We start from the raw sequence: 25,213 nt of genomic DNA, 5'->3' as shown, positions 1-25,213 counted from the left end.
AGTAGCAAGGTTACCAGAAACTCACAATTAAACACACAAATACGCGCCGTTTTAGACGGTACAGCTTAGTTAAGTGCTATTTTAGCGACATGGAAATAAACCCCAGACTGGCCACATTTCAATCACTTATAGGGCAACCAATGACGCAAAGTCTGTCGGGAATTAGCCGGTGGCTAGACGGCATTTTGCTGGAAATTGAGGAAGGCCGAACAGTAGCCAGGTACGTTGTCCGTGACGACATGGTCAATCCAATGCAGGTATTACATGGAGGCACAGCTTCGGCCATTTTAGATGACCTATGTGGTCTGACAGTCTTTGCAATGGGTCGCGAGTTTGGCTACACCTCGGTAAATCTGGCTGTAGACTTTCTGAATGCCGCCCGACTTGGTGAAACGATCGTAGCAGAAGCCCATATCCTCCGGGCGGGTCGAAACATTATTCATGTGGCAGGCAAAATCACTAATGCCGAAGGTAAGTTGATTGCCAAATGCAGTACTAATCTGATTCAGACATCAGTGAAACTGTAATTGAGTTTGCGCGAATCCAGCCTGTACCGTGCACTTTTTCTGTGCGCTGCTGCTATAAACCGCTACTTTTTACTACCTTTGCACCCTCATTTTCAATATACACAAAGATCATGTACGCAATCGTAGAGATCGCAGGGCAGCAATTTAAAATCGAGAAGGGCCGCTTCATCTATACCCACAGACTGGGTGGTGACGTGGACGCTGCACTTGCCTCCGACCAGATTAAAGTTCTTCTGGTTGACAACGAAGGTGCTATTACCGTTGGCGCTCCTACTGTAGCAGGCGCAACCGTATCGGCAACTATCCTCGAGCACCTGAAAGGCGAAAAGGTTATCGTCTTCAAAAAGAAACGTCGGAAAGGCTATAAGAAGAAAAACGGCCACCGTCAGTATCTGACCAAAGTTCAAATCAACGACATCACCGTCTAAATCAGTTTACCGTTTACCGGTTACCGTTTACTGTTGCTCCGCTTTTGTACTCTATGGTCTGACAAGCAGCGCAACTGAAAACAGCAAACTGAAAACTGTAAACCATTTACAAAAATGGCACACAAGAAAGGCGTCGGTAGTTCAAGGAACGGCCGTGACAGCATCAGCAAGCGACTGGGCGTCAAATTATTCGGTGGTCAGAAGGCCATCGCTGGTAACATCATCATCCGTCAGCGCGGTACCAAGCACCACCCCGGCAAAAACGTGGGTATGGGCAAAGACCACACGCTGTTCGCACTTGTGGATGGTACGGTTCTCTTCACGAAAGGCCGGGCCGACCGTTCAATGGTGAACATCGTTCCTGCCGAAGTAGCAGCTCCGGTAGCCGTTGCTGCTGAATAATTTCAGAGACTTATTGACGAAACGACCGCTTGTTGACTCAACAGGCGGTTTTTTCATGCCCTCCCATTACCATCCGCCTCACAAACCTTTCATAGGCGTAGGGGTTCATTTCTGTAATTCGGTTGCACCACTCCTGCGGCACCGGTAACTTCGGGGCTTCATACTACCACTCTTTATGGATCAACTGTTTACAGCAGAAGCCATTGTCAGCCTGCTTACCCTTACATTCCTGGAAATCGTACTGGGCATCGACAATATCATCTTTATTTCTATTGCAGCCAATAAGCTGGCCCCCGCCGACCAGCCCAAAGCCCGTAACATTGGTTTACTGCTGGCCATGATTTTCCGGGTAGGTTTACTATTCGGTATTTCAATCCTGATTTCACTAAGCAAACCATTTACCCACATTGATACGGGCTGGCTCGTGGCTGCGCCAACCGGTCAGAGCATTATTCTGCTGGTAGGTGGGTTATTCCTTTTATACAAAGCAACATCTGAAATCCATCACAAGCTGGAGGGCGATCCGACGGGCGATGAAGTGGGGCCTGATGATAAAAAAACGGGCAAGTCAACCGTGTCTAGCGTAGTGACGCAGATTGCCATTATCAATGTGGTCTTCTCTATCGACTCTATCCTGACGGCCGTTGGCCTCACGCAGAACGTACCTGTCATGATTATCGCCGTTGTCTTATCGGTACTGATCATGATGTTTTTCTCTGGGCCTGTTGGTCGTTTCGTAAACGAACACCCAAGTATTCAGATGCTCGGCCTGTCGTTCCTGATCATGATCGGCTTTATGCTTATTGCCGAAGGGGCGCACCTGTCGGAGGTATCGTTTTTCAATTCGCCGGTTGGCACTGTGCCGAAAGGCTACCTCTATTTTGCCATTGCCTTCTCGCTGATGGTTGAAGTGTTGAACATCAAACTTCGCAAAAACCAGAAGCCAATTCAGATGCGTGGCTACGAAGAACAAGCCGAGCGCGAAGGATTAATCTAATGAATCAAGAGCGGTCCGCCGCTGCAGTTAAGAAGTAAGCATGGCGTTGCTGGAGACTATCCGTAGACTTGCAACACTATTCCTAACGCTTAATTCATCAACTAACTACCCCTTGCCGCTCACCGATCAACTACAGAATATTCTTGACAGCCTTAGCGGCGTTGGCGCTGAAGGCTGGCTCGCGCTGGCTTTTTGTGGCCTGCTGATTGCAGAGTTAGTATTACTCCGGCGAGGTAATGAACAACAGACCCGCCCCTGGCTTACGGGCCTAACCGTGTTTGGGTTACTGATTGCCGGCGTTATCACGATAGGTGAACCGTTCAGGGGGCCCCTGTTCCTGAACCTGCTGTTCCTCGACAACCAGGCTATTCTGATCAAGGGCGTTGTTGCCGCAGGAGCCATTGCCGTAGTGCTCTGGGAAACGGGTATCTGGCAAGGCAACGATCAGCAGCAGGCCACAGCAAAACGGCAATTACCTACCGAGTGGTACGCCGTGCTTATGGCGCTGGTACTGGGCCTGTTCCTGCTATCGATGGCTGTCAACCTGCTATCGATTTACCTGAGCCTCGAACTCGTTTCGATCAGCTCATACCTGCTAACCGGCCTCGTTGGTGATCGGAAGGCATCGGAAGGGGGCTTGAAATACCTGCTCTTTGGGGCGGTAAGCTCGGCCGTTATGCTCTATGGCATGTCGTTGCTCTACGGGCTGACCGGAACACTGGATATTACCAGCGCTGTATTTGGTATAGAACTGGCAAAAAACGGAAGCATTGCCCTGGTGGCAGGTCTGCTAACCATGGCGGGGTTGCTTTTTAAGCTGTCGGCGGTGCCGTTCCAGATCTGGACGCCCGATGCCTACGAAGCGGCTCCAGTCCCGGTGGCCGCCTTTTTCTCGATCGGCCCCAAAGCAGCGGCGTTACTGGTACTCATGCGTTTGCTATCGGCCATGCCGGTAGCTGGGTTGCAAACGCCGTTGGCCATTGTGGCCATGGCGGGTATTCTGATCGGGAACCTATCGGCTCTTCGCCAGACCGACGCTAAACGCCTTCTGGCCTATTCAACTATTGCCCAAGCCGGTTTTCTGCTGGTCGGCGTGGTTGCGTTATCAGATGCAGGCTTTCAGGCTGCTATATTCTATATGGCAACGTACCTGTTCATCTCACTGGCGGCTTTCTTTCTCATCGATGCGCTGGCCCCGGCCGGTTCCCTTCGAATCGCTGATTTTGCCGGTCGAATGAGCGCCTCTCCCCTGCTCACCGTTTGCCTGGTTGTGGTTGCGATAGCCCTCACCGGCTTACCGCCAACCGTTGGCTTTACAGCGAAAGTATTGTCATTTTCGGCCCTGTTCAACGCATACCAGTCAACGGATAATCCGTGGCTGATCTGGCTATTTGGTTTAGGACTGGCCAATGCCGTTGTTTCCCTGTTTTATTACATCCGGATTCCGTTCCTACTGATCTTCCGACCACTACCCGATAACGTACCTGTAGTACCTGTACGATTGACCGTAGCGCAGTGGGTTGCGCTGGCTATCACTGTGCCGCCCGTGGTGCTGCTGTTTGTCAAGCCCGATCTGATCATGCGGCTGATTGCCACTTTTTAAGCTAGACCATGCTCCATTACTTTATCGAAACCCTGGGTTGGGTCGCGTCTGTCCTGATCGTCGGGGCTTATTTCCTTAATATTCAGGGGCGTTTAGATGCCAAAGATCCCAGGTATGTCTGGGCTAATCTGATCGGCGGGCTGTTTTTTGTGGTCAATACGTACTACCACGGCGCTTATCCGTCGGCGTTGGTCAACGTGGTTTGGGTGCTTATTGCGGTATTTTCCCTGACAAGGCGCAGAACCATTTAGCATCAAAAAGGGCGACCAGTTACGGTCGCCCTTTTTGATGTGTTCAACTGACTGTCAGTGCGAATGAACGAGTCTATGATGCCGTAGATTAACCAGGTGCGAAATTACCAGCCCCGTTGAGGCGGCATAGGCAAGGTATTCAAACACAGGATTGACATCTTCCAGTAAAAGACCCACCGCGAATAGGAACAGGAAGCTCCAAAGCGCCGTACGAATCGCGGATGAGGTATGATTGCGAGCCGCAAAATAAACGGCCACGATATTGACGGCGATAAATACGTAATCGAGGCCCAGAAAACTGGCCCGTAGTGTATCATCACGAAACAGACTCGATGTCATTACCAGCACGGGTGCAGCCAGGCAATGAATCAGGCAAAGCACCGACCCCGTAATACCAATATAATCCGCTTTCTTCTCAACAACGTCGTCCAACTTCATGACTAACTTAAATTCTGCAGTGCAAAAGTAAGAGGTTAACCCCCGTAGATGCAATAAGGTTGCAAATTAATTTGCAACAACGTTGCGTTTAGGTATGTTTGTAGCATGAAACTCAACAGCACTATGATGCAGCACGCATACAGGAGGCATATCGCCTACACAGGTTCAGTTCTGGCACTAGGTAGCCTACTCATGTTAGCCGGTTGTAATAAGGCAACGGAGCCGCAACCAGCCGACGAAAACGAACTGATCACCACCGTGACACTTCGCTTCACAGAACAAGGTACAACCAACACGCAGGCATTCACCTTCCAGGATAAAGACGGCGACGGTGGTGCTGCCCCGACTCGCTTCGATTCGGTAACGCTGACGGCCAATAAGAGCTACAGCCTGACGGTTGAGGTCCTGGATGAAAGCAAAACACCCACTGACAATATTACGAACGAGATCAAAGACAAGCAGGATGAACACCTGTTTGTTTACACAGCTACGCCGGGTACGTTGCTGGCATATACCTACGGCGATAAAGACAGCCGCAACTTCCCCATTGGCTTGGCTGGCACCGCCACAACAGGCTCGGCCGGAACAGGACTGTTAAACGTACGATTACGGCATCAGCCACCCATCAATGGTGTAGCCGTTAAAAATGGCACAGTAACGCCCGGTTCAGATGACGTCAACCTTAACTTTCCGCTGACAGTTCGATAATCTTTCTTAGCATAAAAAGAGGCTCGTCAATAACTGACGGGCCTCTTTTTAGGTAGATAGGCGATGGGTCCATTACTTGATCAGATCGCCGAGAATATCTTCACAGCGGTAGAGCTGAAAAGTTCGGTTATCGCTCATGGCAATGAACAAACCATGCTTGAATTGTTTGTTCAGAGGCTGGGCAATGGTTTCTGAGCCATCGCTCTGGTGTGCCAGCACACGTATGGTACGTACCCAGCGATGCGCATACGGCTGCCCCGCCTGCCCCTCGCGCCGGAAAACCTGGAATCGGTCGCCGCCCTGGTCAGACACCAGCAGATAGCCCGTGCTGTCGGATGTAGCATAAATCGAAATCCCTTCATGGTCCTCAGCAAAACCGGATGTAGCAAATAGCGACAGCTGTTTATTTCCCCGCGCCGGATCAGCGAAATATTGGCGGACACCCATGCCCTCGTCGGAATAGTAAACGTACCCAAGCTGGTCATCAACGGCAATCGATTCAATCTCTTTCCGGCCGCTGTATTCACCAAACTTCCGTAGCAAGGTGGCTTTCACCTGCCCGTTGCCAGCATCGGCCAGTCGATACTGCCACAGGTACGTCCCATCGGTTGGTCCACTTTTCCGGCCAACGATTGCGTCGATCGCACCATCCTTATTTTTGTACAGGGCGATGCCCATCAGGTCGCGATAACCTGTTCCGGTTTCACCTTCAAACACAGGAATACCCCCGCCGTCGACAGGCTTCATATCGGGTAGCGAAAAAATGCGAAGGTTATGCGTCTCTCGTTCAGTGGTGACCACAATGTCGGTAGGCTTCCCGCTGAGTATCAGGCCATACTCTACATCAACGTTGTTAGGTCGTTTCAGGCCATATACCGTCTTGTCGGCCTGTAAATGACCAGCTAAATCATACACATACAGCCCACCATCCGAATCTTTATCGGTACCGATGACCAGGCTTTTGGCTGGATTGGCCGGATTGATCCATACAGCCGGATCATCGGAATCGTGCCGGACAGAATCGGTGACAACGACGGGGTGTACTACCTGAGTTGTGTCGGCAGTAGCCTGCCCAATCCGATGCGCAGGTTGTTGACAAGCCACTGCGGTTAATCCGATAAACAGCGTTACGCAAAGTCGATACATAGACACTAGTTGGTTCCGTAAGCGCCTACGTAGGTAGCCGGGGCGGGCGATTGGTACAGTACACCACCAACCGTAATACCATCGGCATACAAGCGGGTAAACGTGATGTTGCCCTTACCCAACGCCGGCGAACCAGCTTGTAGTTTAAAATTCCAGGCCGTATTAAACGTCTGATTCAGCGATGGGTTGTCGAGCGGGAAGTTTACGAATTTCGGGTCATTCGCTCCAGCCGTTTTAGCAATGACGTCGCTAGTGCCAGCAATAATCTCGGCTGATGGCTGAAATTGATCGACCCCTTGCTGCGTGTAGCCATAATAGTAGTTATTGCCCATTACGCTACGGGCGTCTTCGGTAAGCTTGGTATCGCGCTTAACGCCAAAGCGGTCATTGACAAACAGATTGTTATAGATTGTAGCCCGAACGGCAGCCTCAACCCAGATTGAACCACCCTTGATGCTCGGACGGCGCCAGCCTGCATTCACGATCGTGTTATTGTAGGCAACAACATATGCCTGTGGTGTGCGGTCACCCGTGCTCGACAGTTTCATGGCGTTGGTATTGGGGCTGTAAACCAGGTTATAGGCTACGTCGGCTTGTACGCCCGATTTAATATTGATAGCATCACCGCCCGATACGCCCTGCGTGTAGATCATATTATTGGCAATAATGACCTTGCCGCCTTCCAGATAAATGCCGTCTTCGTTCTGATTGCTCAGCCGACTGTTGATGATCACGACCTTACCGTTTACGTTGGTGAAATTAACCGCAGGTACGTGCTGGCCGGCAGCCGCTTTATACAAACCAGCTTTTACGGATGGTGAGCTCTCCGTTGTAACGGCACCACCATACTCCATAATGACGTTTTTCAGCACCAGTTCTTCTGACTTAGGACTGGCAATAATACCGCCCCACAGATTACCAAACTCATTCTTCACCGTTTTCCAGGCGTCGGGAACGGTGAATTTGACGGGATTTTGATCAGTCCCCAGCACATACAGGTTGCCTTTTACGATAAACTCAGGCTTCACGGTCGAGTCGCTGAAAATAACGGTGGCCCCTTCCTGAATGGTCAGTGATTTTCCTTCCGAAATCTGAAGGTGGTTTGTGATCTTGTACGTGCCTCCTTTGGTCCATACACCCGACACATCCCCCCCCACGTTTTCCTGCACCACGGGCGGAACAACGGGCGTTACAGAACCATCGTCCGACTTCTTACAGCCAACCATTACGGTGGCCAGTGCTGCGGCCAATACGAATACGTTTTTCATGTGTTTTTTTGTTAGTAAACTACTGTCAGTTAGCCGGTTACAGCTTATACCGAAGACCGATCAGATACGACTGCTGATAATAATCTCGGCGGATCAGCGTCTGGCCTGAGGCTAAATTTTGGCCGGGTACACCTGCATTTTTGGAATTGGTATTCTTGATGAAAATCTCGGTTGGCGTATTCAGCAGGTTATTGGCTTTTGCGAACAGAATGAACCCGCCCGTTGCGCTGCCGGAGCCGGAAGCACCCAACCGCTTTTCAAGCGATGCATCCATTTGCACGAAGCCTTTCTGCCACAAATCATTATCGACGAACTGAGCCACCGTACTGATTCGCTCACCGGTATAGCTGGCGGCCAGTTGCACATCCAGCCCATGATCGCCGTCTTTATAAAGCAGCGACACGTTACCAACGTGGGCCGACTGCCCGTAGAGTGGCCGCGTCTGGCTTACGGTAATCGTCTCCAGATCGCCCTGTGCGTTTCGAATCCGCTTCGACTTTGGCGTAGTAATGCGTGAGTTGGTATACGTATAGTTGGCCTTCAGCCCCCATTTTCGGATGTATTTGATGGCGTCGACCTCAATGCCGAGGTTGCGGGCGGTTCCGAAATTGCCTGGTGAGTAGTAGATGTCCTGCCCCCGAATGGCGTCTTTCTGAAGCGTATATTCTATCGGGTCCTGAATATGCTTGTAAAAAAGCCCGACCATGAACTGCTCCAGTGGGCGCGGGAAAAGCTCGTAGCGTAGGTCAATGTTATCGGCAATGGCCCGTTTCAGATTCGGATTTCCCCGCTCCTGATACTCTTCATTGACAATGCGATACGGAACAATCTCGAAGAAGCCTGGGCGATTCAGTGACCGGAAATACGAGGCTCGCCAGTTGGCATTACCCCGTTGCAACCGGGCGTGCAGGCTGGGCAGAAAATCGGTGTAAACCTGTTTGCCAACGGGGTAATCTTCCCCAATCGGAAACTTCATGGTGTAGCCCTGATCGGTGTGTTCAACCCGCAGACCGCCAACGAGTTCGAGTGGCTGGCCGGTGGTCCGGAATTGCAGATAACCCGATGATGTTTGCTCAGTGGCATCATAATTCAGGGCCGACGCTACTGAGCCTAGCGGGTTCTGAATAGTCCAGTTTATCTGGCTGTAGTTGGTGAAGTCGACCCCGTATTGGGCAAATACATTGGCTGGGCGAACGGTGTAGTTGTTATAAAAATTCGTACGGGTTTTGTCACGAAACAAGCCGCCGATCATCCACTCGACGGGTACATTTCCGATGGAGCGGTTCCAGGTTACGTTCAGGTAGCCCGCCATATCCTGATCGGAATTGTGTTCCCACCGCCGATACCCGTCATTCACCGTTGTACGGGTGTCGACAAACGCTTTCCGAACACCCAGTAGCGGAATGTTGGTCTGGTCGGGCACGGCATTGGTGGCATTGGAATAAACCGCCGACCAGTTGACGGTCAGGCTAGCTGGTAGCTTATGCGTTCCCTGTAGCGTGCTGGTAAAAATCGACTGCTGCGTCAGGCGTGTGCGGGTTGCATAAGTAAGCGACGCGTTGCCTAGCTCAGGGTTGTAGCCGCCAATGGCCAATTCGGTGGTTTTAGTTTCTCGGACCTGCGCATTGGTCAGGTTGATATACGCATTGTACCACTGCAGCTTGGTGCGCGGATTCAGGCGAAAATCCAGTTTGCTGTGCAGGCCGTAGCGCGTTTGCTGTTCTGAATACAGGCGTTCGCTTTGCTTCGTCAACACAAGGCCACGCAGGGTGTCGGCCACATCGCCATCGGCAAAGAGGCTGTTGCTTCCCCGATATGTATTCTGAAAACTACCCGCCAGCATAACGCCCAGCTTTTGACTCAGAAACCGGTTACCAATGGCAAATCCGCCAATCAGATTAGGCGCCGGATGACCGGTTGTATAAGTCGCCGATGCCTTGTTGAAGTCGTTGGGCGTGGCACTGTACTGATTACCCAGCCGCTCGTAAGGCGATTGCGCGGCTATGTTTCGTGTATCGAAGCTGGTGAAGTCACGGTTGATAAACAGGCCGGAATAGCCCGTTGCCAAGTTCGCCTGCATGTATCGCTGGCTCGGTGCATCGCGCATAATCATGTTCACGGCACCGCCAATCGCATCGCCTTCCTGGCTAGGCAACAGGGCTTTGTAGACCTCAAGCCGTTCCAGTAATTCAGACGGGAAAATATCGAGGGGAACGTACCTGTACCGGTTGTCGGGGCTGGGGATCTTCACCCCGTTGACCAGCGTGTAATTGTACCGCTTATCCATACCCCGTACAATGGCATACTGACCGTCGCCGTTGCTGTTCCGTTCAACCGATATACCCGAAACCCGCTGAATGACGTTGGCCACGGTCAGATCGGGCGACAACTCGATGGTTCGCCCCGAAACAATGTTGGTTACCTGCAACGCATTCCGCTCCAGGGTCCGGGCGGTGTTATCGCTGAATCCGTCCCGTTTTTGTGTAACCACTATTTCGCTGAGCGTCTGCTTATCGTCTGATTCCAGCGCGAGCGTAAGCGTAAGGGGCTCGTTGCCGCCCACCACCACCGTATGGGTGCTTGTCTTATAGCTGATATAACTGACAATCAGTTGATAACTCCCTTCAGGTACGTTCCGAAACTGAAACGACCCGTCGAGTTCGGATACGGCGTTGAATTTGGTATTCTCAAGGTGAACTACCGCACCAATCAGTTGTTCGCCCGTCGTCGCGTCGATGGTTTTTCCCCGAATAGTGCCAGCCGAGGCAGGTAGTGCCAGCAAACAGCCGGATAGAAAAAAGTAAAGAAATCTCAACATACATGGACGCTGTAACACAACGTATGACGACAATTATCGTCGGCATACGATCGTGTTTAGACCCACAAAATTGAGGTAGCGCCCTCGTTCCTGACCAATCAGACTGATTATGAAAATGCGAAGAAACAAGTAGGCATCTTAACAAAATGGCCATTTTCTGATGCCGACCGGCCGATTACCGGCTGGTTAGTTTTGCTCCGCAACCTCAGGAACGCCTGTCAGACTCTAGCAATTAGTAATAGTTAGCTAACAGCCCGGCCTGAGACCGGTGGTCACTTGATGACTAAGCCTCCTGGTTAGCTCTGGCATTAACCGGTAACGTCTGTTCGGGGCGGTAGGCGATGACTGCTTTCAGGCAATAAAACAGGGAAAGCAGCGCCACAATGGGCGGCAGGCTTAACTGGTAGGAAAGCCCCGATGCCACGATCACTGCCACCACAAGTGGGAGGTAAAGTGGTACACGGGAGACTAACCAGAAGGCCATACCGGCGAATAGGTGAAGCTCCACCAGCAATAACATGGGCTGGTTGAAGACAAGCACCAGAACAACGGGTTGCCAGGCCATGCTAGCCAGGGCTATCAATCGCATTTCGAGCGGGAGCCGGGCCCAGTACTGGTGATTAGCCCGCGTAAGGTGAGCCAGACTTCCACCCGCTATATCCCACAGAAGCCACATGACCACCTGCGCCAGCTCAGGGACTTGCAGAATAGGGTCGTTACGAAAAAACCACCAGAGCAAACCTGTCAATAATAACGTACCTCCATGAATGAACACCAGCGATGCGTAACTGACTGTTTCTCCGTAAACTGTCTTCAATATAAACGGAACAGGTCGGTTCATTTGCCATAAGGTAAGGGTAGTCATAAGTAATTGAGTGGTAGATACGTTTGGTAAAGGTGAAATGATTTAGGCAAATTTTTAGCCAACGTCGACGTTGTACGGCTTAAGAGACGTTACTTTTACATAGCCGACCCCAACGTTCTCCTCGCAGAAAATGGCCCAATCCACTACCGCCCAAGCCCGCCAGAATACCCGCCGCTCCGAAGGTACTACCGAGGGAGCACGTCGCAGTTCCTCTAAACGAGACAAAGCAGCTGACGTACCCAGCCGTAACTGGACATTACCGTTTGAGCGCGTACGTGCCGACGGCCGGACCAATCTGGCGGTTGGCGTTTTGTTGATGTTGCTCAGTGTTGGGTTAATGGTGGCCTTTGTATCGTATCTGTTCAGCGGCCCTGCAGACCAGAGCTTGATCGGTTCAGACGAATCGGTGAAAGAGGCGGGCAAAGATGTACAGAACTGGGTAGGGTTACTGGGCGCCCATATTGCCCATGTATTTATGTTCCGCTGGTTCGGTGTTGGCGCGCTTGGAATTCCGGTAGTTGTGTTTCTTGCCGGCTTTAAGCTTACTTCGGGCAGAGAGTTACTTTCCCTGGCACGAACTACGCAGGTCGCTCTTTTCCTGGCCGTTTGGCTTAGTCTGGTGCTTGGGTACGTTGTTATGGCTACCGGAACCGTCAGTACGGGTAGTGTCTGGTGCGGGGGCCTCGGCTATGAAATGAACCGGCTGTTATATGGCCTGCTGGGGTTTGGCAGCATCGTGCTGATCGGCTTTCTGGGCTTTGTTTTTGCGCTGTTCTTTTTCAACATCACGAGTCTGTCTGTCTTTAATCGTGTTGAACAGAGTGATGATGAACCTGACACGGCTACGGCCCAATCACCTCTGTCAGGTACGTATGGGCATGAAACCGATGGCTACGACGAACCGGCTCCGATAGAGAAATCGTATACATCTGCCAGAGCAGACGATAGCGCGAATGAACCTGCATTTTCACTCACGCCCGACTATGCGCCAACAACCGATCTGCCCTCCGCTACTCTGGATTTACTGACCCCTTATTCTACCCCTAAGCCGGCCGTAGGAACTAGTACAGGGAGTCTGGTGCTGACTGTTGCCGAAAGTGCCGCTCTGGCCGAAGCTGAACTCGCCGAAGCCCCGCCCGTGGTAACGCCACCTTTCGAGCCTGATATGTTTGTAGATGGCGATCTGGTGGCAAAACATGGGCTGTATGACCCAACGCTCGACCTTCCGCACTACCAGTATCCCACGGTTGATCTGTTGACAAACTACCCTGAAAATAGCAAAGCACAGGTCTCTGCCGATGAGCTGGAAGCCAATAAAGACCGTATTGTTGATACGCTGGCAAAGTTTAATATCGGTATTCAGCGGATTCACGCCACGATTGGCCCAACGGTAACACTCTACGAAATTGTTCCGGCCGATGGGGTACGTATCTCGAAGATCAAAAGCCTGGAAGACGACATAGCCCTGAACCTGGCCGCATTGGGCATTCGGATCATTGCCCCCATGCCCGGTAAAGGCACCATTGGTATCGAAGTGCCCAATAAGAACCGCGAAATGGTATCGATGCGGTCAATGATGGTGTCGGAGAAATTTCAGAAAGCCAGCATGGATTTGCCCGTTGTACTGGGGAAAACCATCTCAAACGAAATTCTGGTGGTCGATCTGGCCAAAATGCCCCACTTGCTGATGGCCGGTGCCACAGGCCAGGGCAAATCGGTTGGCCTAAACGTATTGCTGACCAGCCTGTTGTACAAGAAGCACCCGGCCCAACTCAAATTCGTTCTGGTTGACCCGAAGAAAGTAGAACTGACTTTGTTCAATAAGATTGAACGGCATTTTCTGGCTAAACTCCCCGATGCGGAAGAGGCGATTATCACTGATACCAAGAAAGTGGTCAACACGCTCAATTCGCTCTGTATCGAGATGGACAACCGCTACGATCTGCTGAAGGATGCCGAAGTGCGAAACATCAAGGAATATAATACCAAGTTCACGCACCGTCGGTTGAACCCCGAAAAAGGCCACCGGTATTTACCCTATATCGTGCTGATCATCGATGAGTTGGCCGATCTGATGATGACTGCCGGCAAGGAGGTAGAACAACCCATTGCCCGTCTGGCTCAATTGGCGCGGGCCATCGGTATTCACCTGGTCGTGGCTACGCAACGGCCTTCGGTTAACGTGATTACGGGCCTGATCAAAGCCAACTTTCCGGCGCGGTTATCATTTAAGGTAACCTCGAAAATTGACTCCCGAACCATTCTCGATGCAGGCGGTGCCGAGCAGCTTGTGGGCATGGGCGACATGCTGCTGTCGTCGAATTCCGATATTATCCGGTTACAGTGTCCGTTTGTTGATACCAACGAAATTGAGGAAATCTGCGGATTTGTGGGTGGGCAGCACGGTTACGATGATGCCTATCCACTACCTGAATTCTACGGGGAAGATGGCGGCGGTTCAACCGAAGACAAAGACGTCGACCTGGCCAACCGCGATGCTATGTTCGACGAGGCAGCCCGCCTGATCGTAACGCATCAGCAAGGTAGTACGTCGCTCATTCAACGACGCCTAAAACTCGGTTATAACCGTGCTGGCCGGCTCATCGATCAGTTAGAGAAAGCGGGTATTGTTGGTCCTTTTGAGGGAAGTAAAGCCCGTGACGTACTCATTCACGATATGGTTCATCTCGAAGAATTATTGAAGCACTTAGGTTAGCAGAACGGGAGCCAACAGCGGATTGGCTCCCGTTCTGTTTATCGAACAACAATGTGCTTCACCACCGACACACCATTCTGATTAATTGATAACAGGTAGCTACCGGCCGGCAATACGCTGGCAGGCTGTACGGTTAGCTTGGCAGGTTCAGTCTGATGGCTGGTAACCGTAATATTCCGCCCCAGCAAATCGAACAGGCGGACACTGGCGGGTTCACTCGCGGCCAGTTCTACACGTATATAATCACCAGCCCCGGGATTCGGGAAAACAGCCACGAAATTATCGGGAATATACGTGATGGGTAGCCACCGAAAGACTTCCGATTGTCCGTCTCGATCAATCTGCTTTATACGGTAATAGGAAACACCTGACAACGGTGCTTTATCATAAGCAACATACGATTTTCGGCCTTGCATAGTACCCGACGCATCTACATCGGCCACATCGTCGATGTTGATCAGATCCCTGCTTCGTTCAATGGTAAAACGGCTGCTGTTTAATTCAGATGCCGTCTCCCAGTCGATACGTACCTGGCTGGAAGGGGTCAGCGATACCTTAAATGAAAGTAGTTCGACAGGTAAGGGCGGTGATGAGAGATTGTACGTGCAACCGTTAGCTGTAGCATTTGCGCTTGATACAGGGTCCATGATCATCAATACAACAACATCTACGCTTGGAAATCCGGCTCCGAAGTACGGGTAACTTCCATCTGTAGCCCCTGCTGTGGCAATATTGACGAAGCCTTCGGAGCCAGATGAGCCATAATTATTCTTGAACCCGTAGAGCGAGTTGTTGTTGGCCAGATCTTTATCCTGCAAGAGACACGCCTCCCGATGCCCCCATGATGAACTGGCGTCATCGTATATCCAGTTGTAAACGGCCCGTTCAATGATCATCGGATTACCCGACGAACCACTACTACCGAAGATAGCGATATTTTCAGCCCTTGACAGGAATTCACTACAGGCTGGTGTTGTCTGTGGGTACACGGCCTTGATCCGGTCGAATGGTGTTGTACCACCGGCGCCTGTGTGCGTAAACAGGTTGTTGGTTTTCAGATAGTTGGCGTGTGCTTGCGCAATAGCACCCAGGTTTACATCGCTGGCTTCAAAAGGCAAACCCAGCACGGTACCAGACGCATAGGTAATACCAGCCCGGGCAGTGCGCTCGGCGTTCAGCAAGGTGTAGGCTTTTTCATTGTTTGTATAACCAGACCAACCACTGGGCAATACCAGATTACCCAGCACATTAGTGGGTAACCCCAACTGGATTTCTTCCTGCCGCCGGGCGTTGGTAAATGCGTTTTGAATGGCCGTTGTCCCTGAAAAAGTTATCTGCTGACCAGCGGTACCGGCATCTTCATCCCATGGAGCGTTTGCAGTCAAGTTGGATGGGGATTGGGCCGCCGCCGACAAGGCAATAAGCAGTCCCAGCGCGATCAATACGAATCGATCTGCGCACGTATCTAGTCGAATCATTTTATACTATTAGCTTAAACAGGCCAATAGTACAAAATGATTCGACTATATTAAGTATATACTATCAAGTAAAATCAACTATCTCCCCGAATCACAGGTTGTTTTCCCCTCTGAAATCAGCCGGGCCAGCTGATCAACAGACGGAGGCTTCACCAAAAATGCACAGGCCCCCATAGCCTCACTACGGGTCTGGTCGTCAATGTTACTCGATGTGCTCAGAATGACAACGGGTACTTTTTTCCACTTGCTATGCCGTTTAAGGATAGTCAGCGTTTCATAACCGGTTAAGCGGGGCATGTTCAGGTCCAGAATAAGCAGATCAGGCAAGGGGCTCTCAGGGTGGGTAGCCAAATGGTCAATTAAGGCCTGCCCATCTTCAAAACTGGTAAGCGTCCACTCAGGAAAATGCGCTGAAAAAGTCAGGCGGGCCAGGTAAACATCATCATCATCATCATCGACCAGAAAAATTGCTGGCTCCTTCATCGTCTAAAATTTTCAGGTCGTTACGGTACATTTCAATAATGCTAATATACGCATCTATTTGATCTGAGTAAGGAGATTAATTAGGGTAAGGGGCTCTACACCCGAGGCTGCTCATCCATGACACTATTAAACTTTTAAGTAGGTTCGCACGTCTAATCAATAGATTGATTGATCAACTTTGTGATTTATTTGCTTAACCAATTAGAATTGACGCCCCAACGAATGAAACAATTAGCACTTATCAGCCTCCTACTGCTTGGAACAATCGGATCGCTGATGGCTCAGAAAGATAAGCGTGCCGAAACCATACTTGACGCCATGAGCGCCAGATATAAAGCGCTGACCAGCTATCAGGCCGCTTTTAGTTATAGCGCGGACCGCGAAACGTATAAAGGTGACATTGCCGTGAAAGGGAAAATGTTTCGCTTAAAAACGGCTGGCCAGGAAGTATTCACCGACGGTAAAGTGATGTCGACTTACGTCAAAGAATCGAATGAAGTCAACATTCAGGATTATGACGCCAGCGCATCGGGCGATTTTAACCCGACCAAAATCTATTCGATGTACAAAAAGGGCTTTAATTACACCTATGTTCGGGAGCAGAAAACAGCAGGACGAGTACTGGATGTGATTGAGTTAAAACCTGAAAAGAAGAATACGCAGATTGCAAACGTTCAGATCAGTGTTGACCGGGCCGATAAGTCAGTGCGCAGTTGGTTGATTACCGACAAAAACGGGAAACGCACCTCGTACACAATCAGCAAGTTTACACCTAACCCTAACCTGGCCGATTCCTACTTCATTTTTGATAAATCGAAGTATCCAGGGGTTGAAGTGGTTGATCTGCGGTAGGCCGATCTGCTCAGAATCCCCATTTAAGTCGGATTGCCACGTTACGCCCCATATCATTGGCGTAATAACGGAATCGATTCAGGTAATCGCGGTACTGTATATCAAATAGGTTGGTCGCTGTTAGGCTAATGTCAATGCTTTGTTTATCAGACACAGCCATTGTACTACCTACGGCGGCGGTCCAGAGACTGTAGGCCGGTGGCGGTGGTGCAAAATCACTGTTCACCGGCACGCGGTTCTGCCGGGCAACCAGTAGGTTACCAACGCTGATGTATGGCTCACGCCAACGCCCTGCTTTGTTTGGCTGCACAAGGGTATACCGAAGGCTGTTATCCCACCTGTTGGGTGGAATCATAACTATAGGCTGATTGACCTTCATATCCTGCACATACAAGTATGAAGGCTTGGTAGTCCAATTCCAGCGGACGCCCAGTTTCAGGTCGACAGTGGCATCGATACCCGTGTAAATTGCATTGGTCTGCGTATATTTAAAGTAGGGAAACGCGCCACGCACCGTTAAAATTGGCTCAGACTGCGGCCGAAGGTAGATGTAATTCTGAATGTGATTGTAGTATAGCTCTACCTCTGCCTGTACCCGATCACTTCGCCATTCGGTAGCCAGGTTCAAACTGATATTGGTTTCAGGCCGTAGCCCTGCATCACCCTGCTCATAGGCGGCAGCACCGTGGTGAACGCCATCACTGAAAAGTTCACTGATATTGGGCGGGCGCCAGGCTGTTCCCAGATTGAGTCGGGTGATCCAGTGATCATTATGGTAATGGGTAGCTCCCAACGTACCTGATGGGCTGGCATAGATGAACGTGGGTGAATCGTAGACCCTGTTAACGTACCTGAAGATTTGCAGATGCCGCCAGTCTATCCGCATACCAAGCTCATATTCCCAGGAACCCCGTCGTTCTTTACCAATCCAGAACGTACCCAGCGTAGCCAGTTGAAAGTTCGGAATCAATGGCCGCCCCGTCATGATATTATACTGGTATAATCCGCTGACCCCCATCGTGCTGCTACGGTTAGTCCTGGTCTGACTTTCACGAATCAATTCAGCGCTATAGGTTGTTAGCTGAAAGCGCAGTTCCGGGCGATTCAGTGAGGCCAGTGAGTCGTTACGCGGCAGATGCAGGTCATACTCCATCCGGTCGTCGGTTTGCCGGGCCAGCGTTAGATGCCAGTTTGCGCCAGTCATTGCGGTATAGGCCGTACGCCATTTCAGCAGGTCATGTACAATAGCCTGACTCGGCCGCCCGATAGCATAGCTAAAGCCTGATTTAACCAACGGTTCACCACTATCGAGCACCTGTTGCAGATCGGTCAGACTACCGATATGGGAGCCGGAGAAAATACCGATCTCAGAAGAGAATCGGCTATAAAAAACCTCTGAGTGCCAACGCTCACCTCGGTAAATAAAAGCCGCAGAGCCGTTTCGTTCCCGAACACCGGTATTATCCAGGAAGTATGTGGGCGTTTTCATATTGCCGCCGGTTTTCACGGTTCCCTGCACCCGCCAGCCAAAGCGGGCGGCCCCTGAGGCAAGCTGCCGGCCAACGCTGCCTTCGGTTTGCGCCGATACAACACCCTGCTGCCCGTTGCTGAAACCTGCCAGATTCAGCTGTCCATGCAGTTTTCCGGCTGTTGGCAACAGGGCCGGCTCAACCAGAATAACGCCTCCAATGGCATCAGAACCATACCGAACACCCGCTGCGCCTTTGATGACCGATAATCGAGTGGCCACAAATGGGTCAATCTCAGGCCCATGCTCAGATCCCCATTGCTGCCCCTCCTGCCGAATACCGTTATTCAGAATCAACACCCGGCTACTGTGCATACCATGAATAACCGGTTTCACCACCGATGAACCGGTTTGTAGCGTCGTAACGCCAGGTACGTTCCGCAGTGCGTCGCCCAACGTCAGGCCCCGGGTTTGATCGAGAGTACGGCCCTGCAACGCCATTACCGATTGACTGGTAAGCGCATCCGTTTTCTGCGCAGTCACTGTTACATTCTGTAAATGGTGAACATCTTCTGAAAGCAGCACATCCCGGCTGGCTTCGGCTACATCGTGTTTAAGTGTAAGCGTCTGTTGCACCTCGCGGTACCCAACAATCCGCGCCACCAGGGTATAGGTACCTTCGCAAAGGCGATCTATCCGGTATTGCCCCACCGTATTTGTGGTCATTCCCTGTCCAGTTTCTTTGATCAGAATAGTGGCGCCGGGAATAGGCTGATGCGTTTCGCGGTCGAACACCTGACCTTTCACAAAGCACAGACAAACGGGTTGGACTTGAATGGGGAACGCATTACCCACTACACTCAGAAGTAAGCTGATAATGAGCCATATCTGAGGAATAAACAAAACTCGCAACACACGACGTAGCATCTCGATTCTTTTTCGCAACAAAGTTGCAACAAAAAGATAACGCTATTTTGAGTCAACAGGCCGGGTTTTACGCGTTTTTTTCACAGAAACTTTTTTTTGTTTAATCTTTGCCATACAATTGTTAAACAAAATCAGCAGGTGAGATTCCACAAACTGGGGAATTATATACCCATCGCCCCAAGTCGAACTAGCATAAAACTATTTTGGCACGATCTTACAACTAGTTTTAAGTACCTATCTATCAATTCGTTATGCAAACCAACCACTGAATTTCAATTCACATGTCAAACTTGGTCAAGAATTTGTCTAAGGGTAAGCAAGATTGATTCAACAAAACTTTTCGTACTCATGACTGCGCTCGAATTCACATATCACATTGGCAAAGTATCAAAATCACTGCGCCCTTTCGCGCTCCGTTTGACGAAAGACTCGGAAGACGCAAATGATCTGTTGCAGGACACGCTGTTGAAAGCGTACACCAATCGCGACAAGTACACAGATGGTACAAACCTGAAGGCGTGGTTATACACGATCATGAAAAATACGTTTATCACAAATTATCAGCGTATGGTTCGCAAGAACACGTTCATCGATACGACAGATAATCTGCATTATATAAATTCAACTGACAGCAGCACCGACAACCTTGCCTATTCATCATTTGCACAGGAAGACATCGCTCGGGCAGTAAACAACCTTGATGATACATACCGGACGCCATTTATGATGCACTTCCGGGGTTTCAAATACCACGAAATCGCGGCCAAACTTGACATCCCCATCGGAACTGTCAAGAACCGTATCCACATTGCCCGTAAGGAGCTGAAAAGCAAACTGCACGTCTACGCTCACTTCGCGTCGTAAGGTGTCGTAATCCATTTCATCATCAGGGAATGTAGTTTCCATTTCCCAAAGATTAAAATTGATTGAGTAGTTTTTGGTTAAAAAAGAGGAAGGTTCCGAAAAGTTAGATGCATTGCATCTAACTTTTTTTGTGCTTTACAGAAGAAGTTTGCAGTTTACCGTTTACTGTTTTCAGTTGCTTTGACCAGCGTAGTCTTTTCTATTCCGGCAAAACAACCGCCATCAGTAAACGGTAAACTTTTTAACTGTTATTATGCCCCCACGTGTACTTGTCATCGGCGCCGGCTTTTCCGGCTTGTCTGTGGCGACCAGTTTAGCCCAAAAGGGCTACGATGTTACGATTGTTGAGAAAAACGACATGGCCGGTGGACGGGCGCGTGTGTTTCAGGCCAACGGGTTTACATTCGATATGGGCCCCAGCTGGTACTGGATGCCCGACGTATTCGAGACGTATTTTTCCCGATTTGGGAAGAAACCAGGCGACTATTATGATCTCGTCCGCCTCGACCCCTCCTACAAAGTAGTATTCAGCCCTACCGAAGCCGTTGATTTACCAGCCAACCTGGATGAACTGACGGCGCTGTTCGACAGCATCGAACCCGGTAGTGGGGCACAATTAACTGAGTTTCTCAGGCAGGCCGCGTATAAATACGATGTAGGCATTCACAACTTCGTCTGGAAACCAAGCCGGTCGGTATCGGAATTTATGAGCCTGAAGCTTCTTTATGACGTTACCAGACTCGATGTGTTCCAGTCGTTTGCCAGTCATGCCCGGAAATTTTTTACGCACCCGCGCCTGCTGCAACTAATCGAGTTTCCGATTCTGTTTCTGGGAGCTACACCGCAGAACACGCCAGCTATGTATAGTTTGATGAACTATGCCGAGATGGCTCTGGGTACGTGGTATCCCATGGGTGGTATGCACAAGATCATCGAAGGCATGGTCACACTGGCCAGAGAGAAGGGAGTGAAAATCCTGCTGGGCCACACCGTTGAACACATTGAAACAGTAAAAAACACGGTCAAGCGGGTACGTACCGATAAAGGAATTTTTGAAACAGACGTAGTTGTAGGTAGTGCTGATTACAACCATATTGAAACTGCCCTCGTTAACCCGGCCGATCGAAATTATAACGATGCCTACTGGGCCAAGCGGGTGATGGCCCCGTCTTCCCTGCTGTTCTACCTAGGCGTTAATAAACGGATTCCGAAACTCGAACATCATAATCTGTTCTTTGATGAAGATTTCGGCCTACATGCGCAGGAGATTTATGAAACGCCAAAGTGGCCCAGTAAACCCCTCTTCTACGCGTCGGCCCCATCGAAAACCGACCCGAGCGTTGCCCCGGAAGGATCGGAGAATTTATTCCTGCTGATCCCGGTTGCTCCTGACCTTGCCGACGATGACGCCACTCGTGAACATTATTATGAGCTACTAATGGATCGTTTAGAAGCATACGTAGGTGAATCCGTCCGCGATTGTGTAGTTTACAAACGCAGTTACGCCCATCGTGATTTCAAATCCGATTATAACGCATTCAGAGGAAACGCGTATGGATTGGCCAATACGCTCATGCAAACCGCTATTCTGAAGCCGTCGCTTAAAAACAAAAAAGTTCAGAACCTGTTCTACACTGGACAGCTAACGGTTCCCGGACCAGGGGTTCCGCCCTCGCTGATTTCTGGTTTAGTAGTAGCCGACGAAGTTGCCAACGAGTACCCGGTAGTTTAACCGACCCGATTCCTAACCCTGACAGTATCTAAACCCTTTTGGTTATGATGTCCCTTTTCAATCAGACTGCGCTGGAGTGCAGTAAACTCATTACAGAGCGTTACAGCACCTCGTTTACGCTGGGAATCAAAACGTTAGACAAGAAATACCACCTGCCAATCTACGCTATTTACGGCTTCGTTCGCTACGCTGATGAGATCGTCGATACGTTTCATGACTACGATAAACAGGCACTCCTGGACCGATTTCGGGCCGATACGTACCTGGCTATTGAAGAGGGCATCAGTCTGAATCCTGTACTCCATTCATTTCAGCTAATCGTACGTCAATACAATATTGAACGCGATCTGATCGACGCTTTTCTGCGGAGCATGGAGATGGATCTTCATCAGCACGATTACGACGCAGCAGGCTACTCGCAATACATCTACGGGTCGGCCGAGGTTGTTGGGCTGATGTGCCTGCGTGTTTTCTGCGAAGGTGATTGTAAAGAGTTTGATCGCCTGCGCGAACCGGCCCGCAAGCTCGGTTCAGCGTTCCAGAAAGTGAATTTCCTGCGCGACATCAAAAGCGATTATCAGGAACGGGGACGTACCTACTTCCCCGGCGTTGATTTCACCGATTTCTCGCGCGATGCCAAGCAACTGATCGAAGAAGACATTCAACGCGACTTCGACGATGCGTATCAAGGCATTTTGAACCTACCCAAAGGCGCGCGGATGGGTGTTCACTTGGCCTACATTTACTACCTGAAGCTGTTCTGCAAGATCAAAGACATGCCTGCTTCCCGCATCCAGGAAGAGCGTATACGTGTGCCTGACCCGCAAAAGCTGGTGCTATTGGCCAAAACAATGGTGCAATACCGATTCAATCTGATCTAGCGAAACCAGTAAAATGCCACGGCATTAGAAAAGGCTACTACTCTCCCAGTTGGGTATGATTAGTAGCCTTTTCTACGTACACGGAAGTAAGACGGCCCTCGTTTCTAAACGCTTGTACTTCTTTTATCTGTTGTTGTATCAACCTACCAGACTTGTTTACCAGACGTCATATATCGGGAATGAAGCAAGCATTCAGTACGTCTGTTTACCCAAATGGCGTTACTTTAGCGTAACAGTTCAGGCGCAGTCACGAACGATTTAGCGCAATGCCTGCGTTAGCCTGTTGTTACGCATACACTTCCAACCGCGCTGGTCTTGCCGGTGCTTAACTGGTAAACGCTGCTCATGAGCGACGCTATTAAACACGAATGTGGCATTGTGCTGCTACGCCTTCGTAAGCCCTACCAATACTACATCGACAAGTACGGCACACCCCTCTACGCCGCCAACAAACTGTTTTTGCTGATGGAAAAGCAGGTGAACCGGGGTCAGGATGGGGCCGGGGTAGCCAACATCAAACTCGATGTTCCACCGGGCCATCGTTATATTAGCCGGTATCGCTCCGTAGAACAACAGCCCGTGGCCGACGTGTTTGGCAAGATCAACAAGAAATTTGCCAAGGCGCTTAAGAAAAATAAAGACAAAGCCCGCGATGCCGATTGGCTCCAGCAGAATGTAGCCTTTACCGGTGAGGTCTGGATGGGCCACCTTCGGTACGGCACCCACGGCAACAACGACATTGAGAATTGCCACCCGATGCTCCGCCAAAGTAACTGGCGCAGCCGGAATCTGGTGATGGCGGGCAACTTCAACATGACCAACGTTGATCAACTGTTCAACAAACTGGTTTCGCTGGGGCAACATCCCAAAGATTTCGTTGATACAGTGACGGTTATGGAAAAGATCGGCCACTTTCTCGACGAAGAAAATCAGCGTGTATTCGACCGGTTCAAGGGCATTTACGAGAACCCGGACCTGTCTGATATCATTGAAGATAACCTCGATCTGCAACGGGTACTGTACCGCTCCTGCCGTGATTTCGACGGTGGGTACGCTATGGTGGGTATGACTGGCTACGGCGCTTCATTTGTGGCACGCGACCCAGCCGGTATTCGTCCCGCTTATTATTACGCCGACGATGAAGTAGTGGTTGTCGCCTCTGAAAAGCCAGCCATCAAAACAGCGTTCAACGTTGAATACAGTCAGATTCAAGAAGTTCAACCCGGCCATGCGCTGATTATCGATAAATACGGCGAGTACGGCGAATACGAATTCATTCAGCCTATCGAAAAACGGTCGTGTAGCTTCGAGCGCATCTATTTCTCACGCGCCACCGACCCCGATATTTACAACGAACGGAAGATGCTGGGCCGCCTGCTGGTGCCTCAGATTCTGAAAGAAGTTAACTACGACCTCGAAAACACGGTCTTCAGCTATATTCCGAATACAGCCGAAACGGCCTTCTTCGGTATGGTTGAAGGGCTGGAAGATTACCTGGCCAAACAACGAAAGAAAGCCATTATGGAGGGCATCCTCTTCGAGCAGGACCTCGACAAGGTATTATCCTTCCGCCCGCGCATTGAAAAGCTGGTATCGAAAGACGTTAAACTCCGCACGTTTATCACTGATGACGCCCACCGCGACGAAATGGTGGCCAATGTATACGATACCACCTACGAAGTAATCCGGAAAGGTATTGACACGATCGTTGTTGTTGATGATTCCATCGTTCGCGGAACAACGTTGGAAAAGAGTATTCTACGAATGCTCGACCGGCTTGGACCAAAGAAGATTGTCATCGTTTCGTCGGCGCCGCAGATCCGTTTTCCCGACTGTTACGGCATCGATATGTCGAAAGTAAAGGATTTCGTGGCGTTCCGGGCGGTATTGCAGTTGCTTAACGAGCGTGGCCTGAACCACATTGCTGATGAAGTGTATGCCCAGGCAGTCGTAGCTATCGAGTCAGGTAACGCAGTACAGGAAAACTACGTGAAAGCCCTGTTTGCGCCCTTTACGCACGACGAAATTTCGCGCAAAGTAGCCGATATCATCACCCCCCGCCGCAACGACGTGGTTGATCTGAACGCCGAAGTAGCGGTGATTTACCAGACTGTAGAAAACCTGCACGTTGCCTGCCCCAACCATTCGGGCGACTGGTACTTTACGGGTAACTACCCAACCCCGGGCGGTAATAAAGTGGTAAATAAAGCCTTTGTCAATTTCATGGAAGGCAAAGTAGTGCGGGCTTACTAACGTACCCGTATCAACAATAACACTGATCATGAACGGCTTGCCAAACGGCAGGCCGTTTGTTTTTAAGCCCTGGAACCGTACAAACAGCCGATTCAGCCAACTAGCTGC

General features: G+C 50.4%; 21 protein-coding genes. 13 read left to right on the top strand and 8 right to left on the bottom strand.

The window, feature by feature from the left end:
• Positions 1 to 140 precede the first annotated feature (140 nt).
• The 6 genes from J2I46_RS28075 to J2I46_RS28050 all read left to right on the top strand — a co-directional run bounded on the left by J2I46_RS28075 (position 141) and on the right by J2I46_RS28050 (position 4,208).
• Positions 141 to 527, top strand: a complete 387-nt coding sequence (locus J2I46_RS28075) for a PaaI family thioesterase (RefSeq protein ID WP_229379986.1) — start codon at positions 141 to 143, stop codon at positions 525 to 527.
• 110 nt (positions 528 to 637) lie between these two features.
• Entirely contained in the window at positions 638 to 955 is a 318-nt protein-coding gene (gene rplU, locus J2I46_RS28070; RefSeq protein WP_207332418.1) for a 50S ribosomal protein L21, read from the top strand.
• Positions 956 to 1,069: 114 nt separating this feature from the next.
• Positions 1,070 to 1,357 carry a 50S ribosomal protein L27 gene (gene rpmA, locus J2I46_RS28065; RefSeq protein WP_207332417.1) on the top strand — a complete coding sequence of 96 codons (288 nt, stop codon included), beginning with the start codon at positions 1,070 to 1,072 and terminating at the stop codon, positions 1,355 to 1,357.
• A 175-nt stretch (positions 1,358 to 1,532) separates the two neighbouring features.
• Positions 1,533 to 2,354, top strand: coding sequence for a TerC family protein (locus J2I46_RS28060; protein ID WP_207332416.1), 822 nt, complete (start codon positions 1,533 to 1,535; stop codon positions 2,352 to 2,354).
• A 112-nt stretch (positions 2,355 to 2,466) separates the two neighbouring features.
• Positions 2,467 to 3,957 carry an NADH-quinone oxidoreductase subunit N gene (locus J2I46_RS28055; RefSeq protein ID WP_207332415.1) on the top strand — a complete coding sequence of 497 codons (1,491 nt, stop codon included), beginning with the start codon at positions 2,467 to 2,469 and terminating at the stop codon, positions 3,955 to 3,957.
• A gap of 8 nt (positions 3,958 to 3,965) precedes the next feature.
• A complete protein-coding gene (locus J2I46_RS28050) occupies positions 3,966 to 4,208 on the top strand; it encodes a CBU_0592 family membrane protein (protein WP_207332414.1) in 243 nt (80 codons plus the stop codon).
• A gap of 54 nt (positions 4,209 to 4,262) precedes the next feature.
• Here the strand turns inward: J2I46_RS28050 and J2I46_RS28045 are convergent, their stop codons facing one another.
• A complete protein-coding gene (locus tag J2I46_RS28045) occupies positions 4,263 to 4,646 on the bottom strand; it encodes a MerC domain-containing protein (protein WP_207332413.1) in 384 nt (127 codons plus the stop codon).
• A gap of 123 nt (positions 4,647 to 4,769) precedes the next feature.
• Here J2I46_RS28045 and J2I46_RS28040 point away from each other — a divergent pair, with 123 nt between their 5' ends.
• Positions 4,770 to 5,354 (top strand): hypothetical protein, encoded by a 585-nt coding sequence (locus J2I46_RS28040; RefSeq protein WP_229379985.1) that lies wholly within the window; start codon positions 4,770 to 4,772, stop codon positions 5,352 to 5,354.
• A gap of 72 nt (positions 5,355 to 5,426) precedes the next feature.
• On the opposite strand, the gene J2I46_RS28035 is transcribed toward J2I46_RS28040, so the two are convergent.
• The 4 genes from J2I46_RS28035 to J2I46_RS28020 form a co-directional block, all read right to left on the bottom strand.
• Positions 5,427 to 6,500 carry a phytase gene (locus J2I46_RS28035; protein WP_207332412.1) on the bottom strand — a complete coding sequence of 358 codons (1,074 nt, stop codon included), beginning with the start codon at positions 6,498 to 6,500 and terminating at the stop codon, positions 5,427 to 5,429.
• 5 nt (positions 6,501 to 6,505) lie between these two features.
• Entirely contained in the window at positions 6,506 to 7,768 is a 1,263-nt protein-coding gene (locus J2I46_RS28030; RefSeq protein WP_207332411.1) for a right-handed parallel beta-helix repeat-containing protein, read from the bottom strand.
• A 37-nt stretch (positions 7,769 to 7,805) separates the two neighbouring features.
• Positions 7,806 to 10,586 (bottom strand): TonB-dependent receptor, encoded by a 2,781-nt coding sequence (locus tag J2I46_RS28025; protein WP_207332410.1) that lies wholly within the window; start codon positions 10,584 to 10,586, stop codon positions 7,806 to 7,808.
• Between the two features lie 283 nt (positions 10,587 to 10,869).
• Positions 10,870 to 11,451 (bottom strand): hypothetical protein, encoded by a 582-nt coding sequence (locus J2I46_RS28020; RefSeq protein WP_207332409.1) that lies wholly within the window; start codon positions 11,449 to 11,451, stop codon positions 10,870 to 10,872.
• A gap of 130 nt (positions 11,452 to 11,581) precedes the next feature.
• Here J2I46_RS28020 and J2I46_RS28015 point away from each other — a divergent pair, with 130 nt between their 5' ends.
• Positions 11,582 to 14,167: an FtsK/SpoIIIE family DNA translocase gene (locus tag J2I46_RS28015; RefSeq protein WP_207332408.1), complete on the top strand. Its 2,586-nt coding sequence runs from the start codon at positions 11,582 to 11,584 to the stop codon at positions 14,165 to 14,167.
• A gap of 38 nt (positions 14,168 to 14,205) precedes the next feature.
• Here J2I46_RS28015 and J2I46_RS28010 read toward each other — a convergent pair whose 3' ends face one another.
• Together J2I46_RS28010 and J2I46_RS28005 are read right to left on the bottom strand one after the other, a co-directional pair.
• Positions 14,206 to 15,645, bottom strand: coding sequence for a T9SS type A sorting domain-containing protein (locus J2I46_RS28010; RefSeq protein ID WP_207332407.1), 1,440 nt, complete (start codon positions 15,643 to 15,645; stop codon positions 14,206 to 14,208).
• Between the two features lie 78 nt (positions 15,646 to 15,723).
• Positions 15,724 to 16,128 (bottom strand): response regulator, encoded by a 405-nt coding sequence (locus J2I46_RS28005; RefSeq protein WP_207332406.1) that lies wholly within the window; start codon positions 16,126 to 16,128, stop codon positions 15,724 to 15,726.
• Between the two features lie 222 nt (positions 16,129 to 16,350).
• Between J2I46_RS28005 and lolA1 the strand changes: the two genes are divergently transcribed.
• Positions 16,351 to 16,980 (top strand): outer membrane lipoprotein periplasmic chaperone LolA1, encoded by a 630-nt coding sequence (lolA1, locus tag J2I46_RS28000; RefSeq protein WP_207332405.1) that lies wholly within the window; start codon positions 16,351 to 16,353, stop codon positions 16,978 to 16,980.
• Between the two features lie 10 nt (positions 16,981 to 16,990).
• Here the strand turns inward: lolA1 and J2I46_RS27995 are convergent, their stop codons facing one another.
• On the bottom strand, positions 16,991 to 19,363 hold the full coding sequence (locus tag J2I46_RS27995; RefSeq protein WP_310589095.1) for a TonB-dependent receptor: 2,373 nt from the start codon (positions 19,361 to 19,363) through the stop codon (positions 16,991 to 16,993).
• Between the two features lie 360 nt (positions 19,364 to 19,723).
• On the opposite strand from J2I46_RS27995, the gene J2I46_RS27990 reads away from it, so the two are divergent.
• From J2I46_RS27990 to J2I46_RS27975, 4 genes are all read left to right on the top strand, one after another.
• Entirely contained in the window at positions 19,724 to 20,239 is a 516-nt protein-coding gene (locus tag J2I46_RS27990) for an RNA polymerase sigma factor (protein ID WP_085412864.1), read from the top strand.
• Positions 20,240 to 20,492: 253 nt separating this feature from the next.
• Complete coding sequence (crtID, locus tag J2I46_RS27985) at positions 20,493 to 21,971, top strand: bifunctional phytoene desaturase/3,4-desaturase (RefSeq protein WP_207332403.1); 1,479 nt, start codon at positions 20,493 to 20,495, stop codon at positions 21,969 to 21,971.
• Between the two features lie 44 nt (positions 21,972 to 22,015).
• A complete protein-coding gene (locus tag J2I46_RS27980) occupies positions 22,016 to 22,852 on the top strand; it encodes a phytoene/squalene synthase family protein (RefSeq protein WP_207332402.1) in 837 nt (278 codons plus the stop codon).
• A gap of 345 nt (positions 22,853 to 23,197) precedes the next feature.
• Positions 23,198 to 25,105 (top strand): amidophosphoribosyltransferase, encoded by a 1,908-nt coding sequence (locus J2I46_RS27975; protein ID WP_207332401.1) that lies wholly within the window; start codon positions 23,198 to 23,200, stop codon positions 25,103 to 25,105.
• The last annotated feature ends 108 nt before the right edge of the window (positions 25,106 to 25,213 follow it).

It is taken from the genome of Fibrella forsythiae, from assembly GCF_017353175.1.
In the GTDB taxonomy this organism is placed as follows: domain Bacteria; phylum Bacteroidota; class Bacteroidia; order Cytophagales; family Spirosomataceae; genus Fibrella; species Fibrella forsythiae.
Note: the sequence above shows the minus strand (reverse complement) of the source record. Positions and strands in the feature narration are given on the sequence as shown.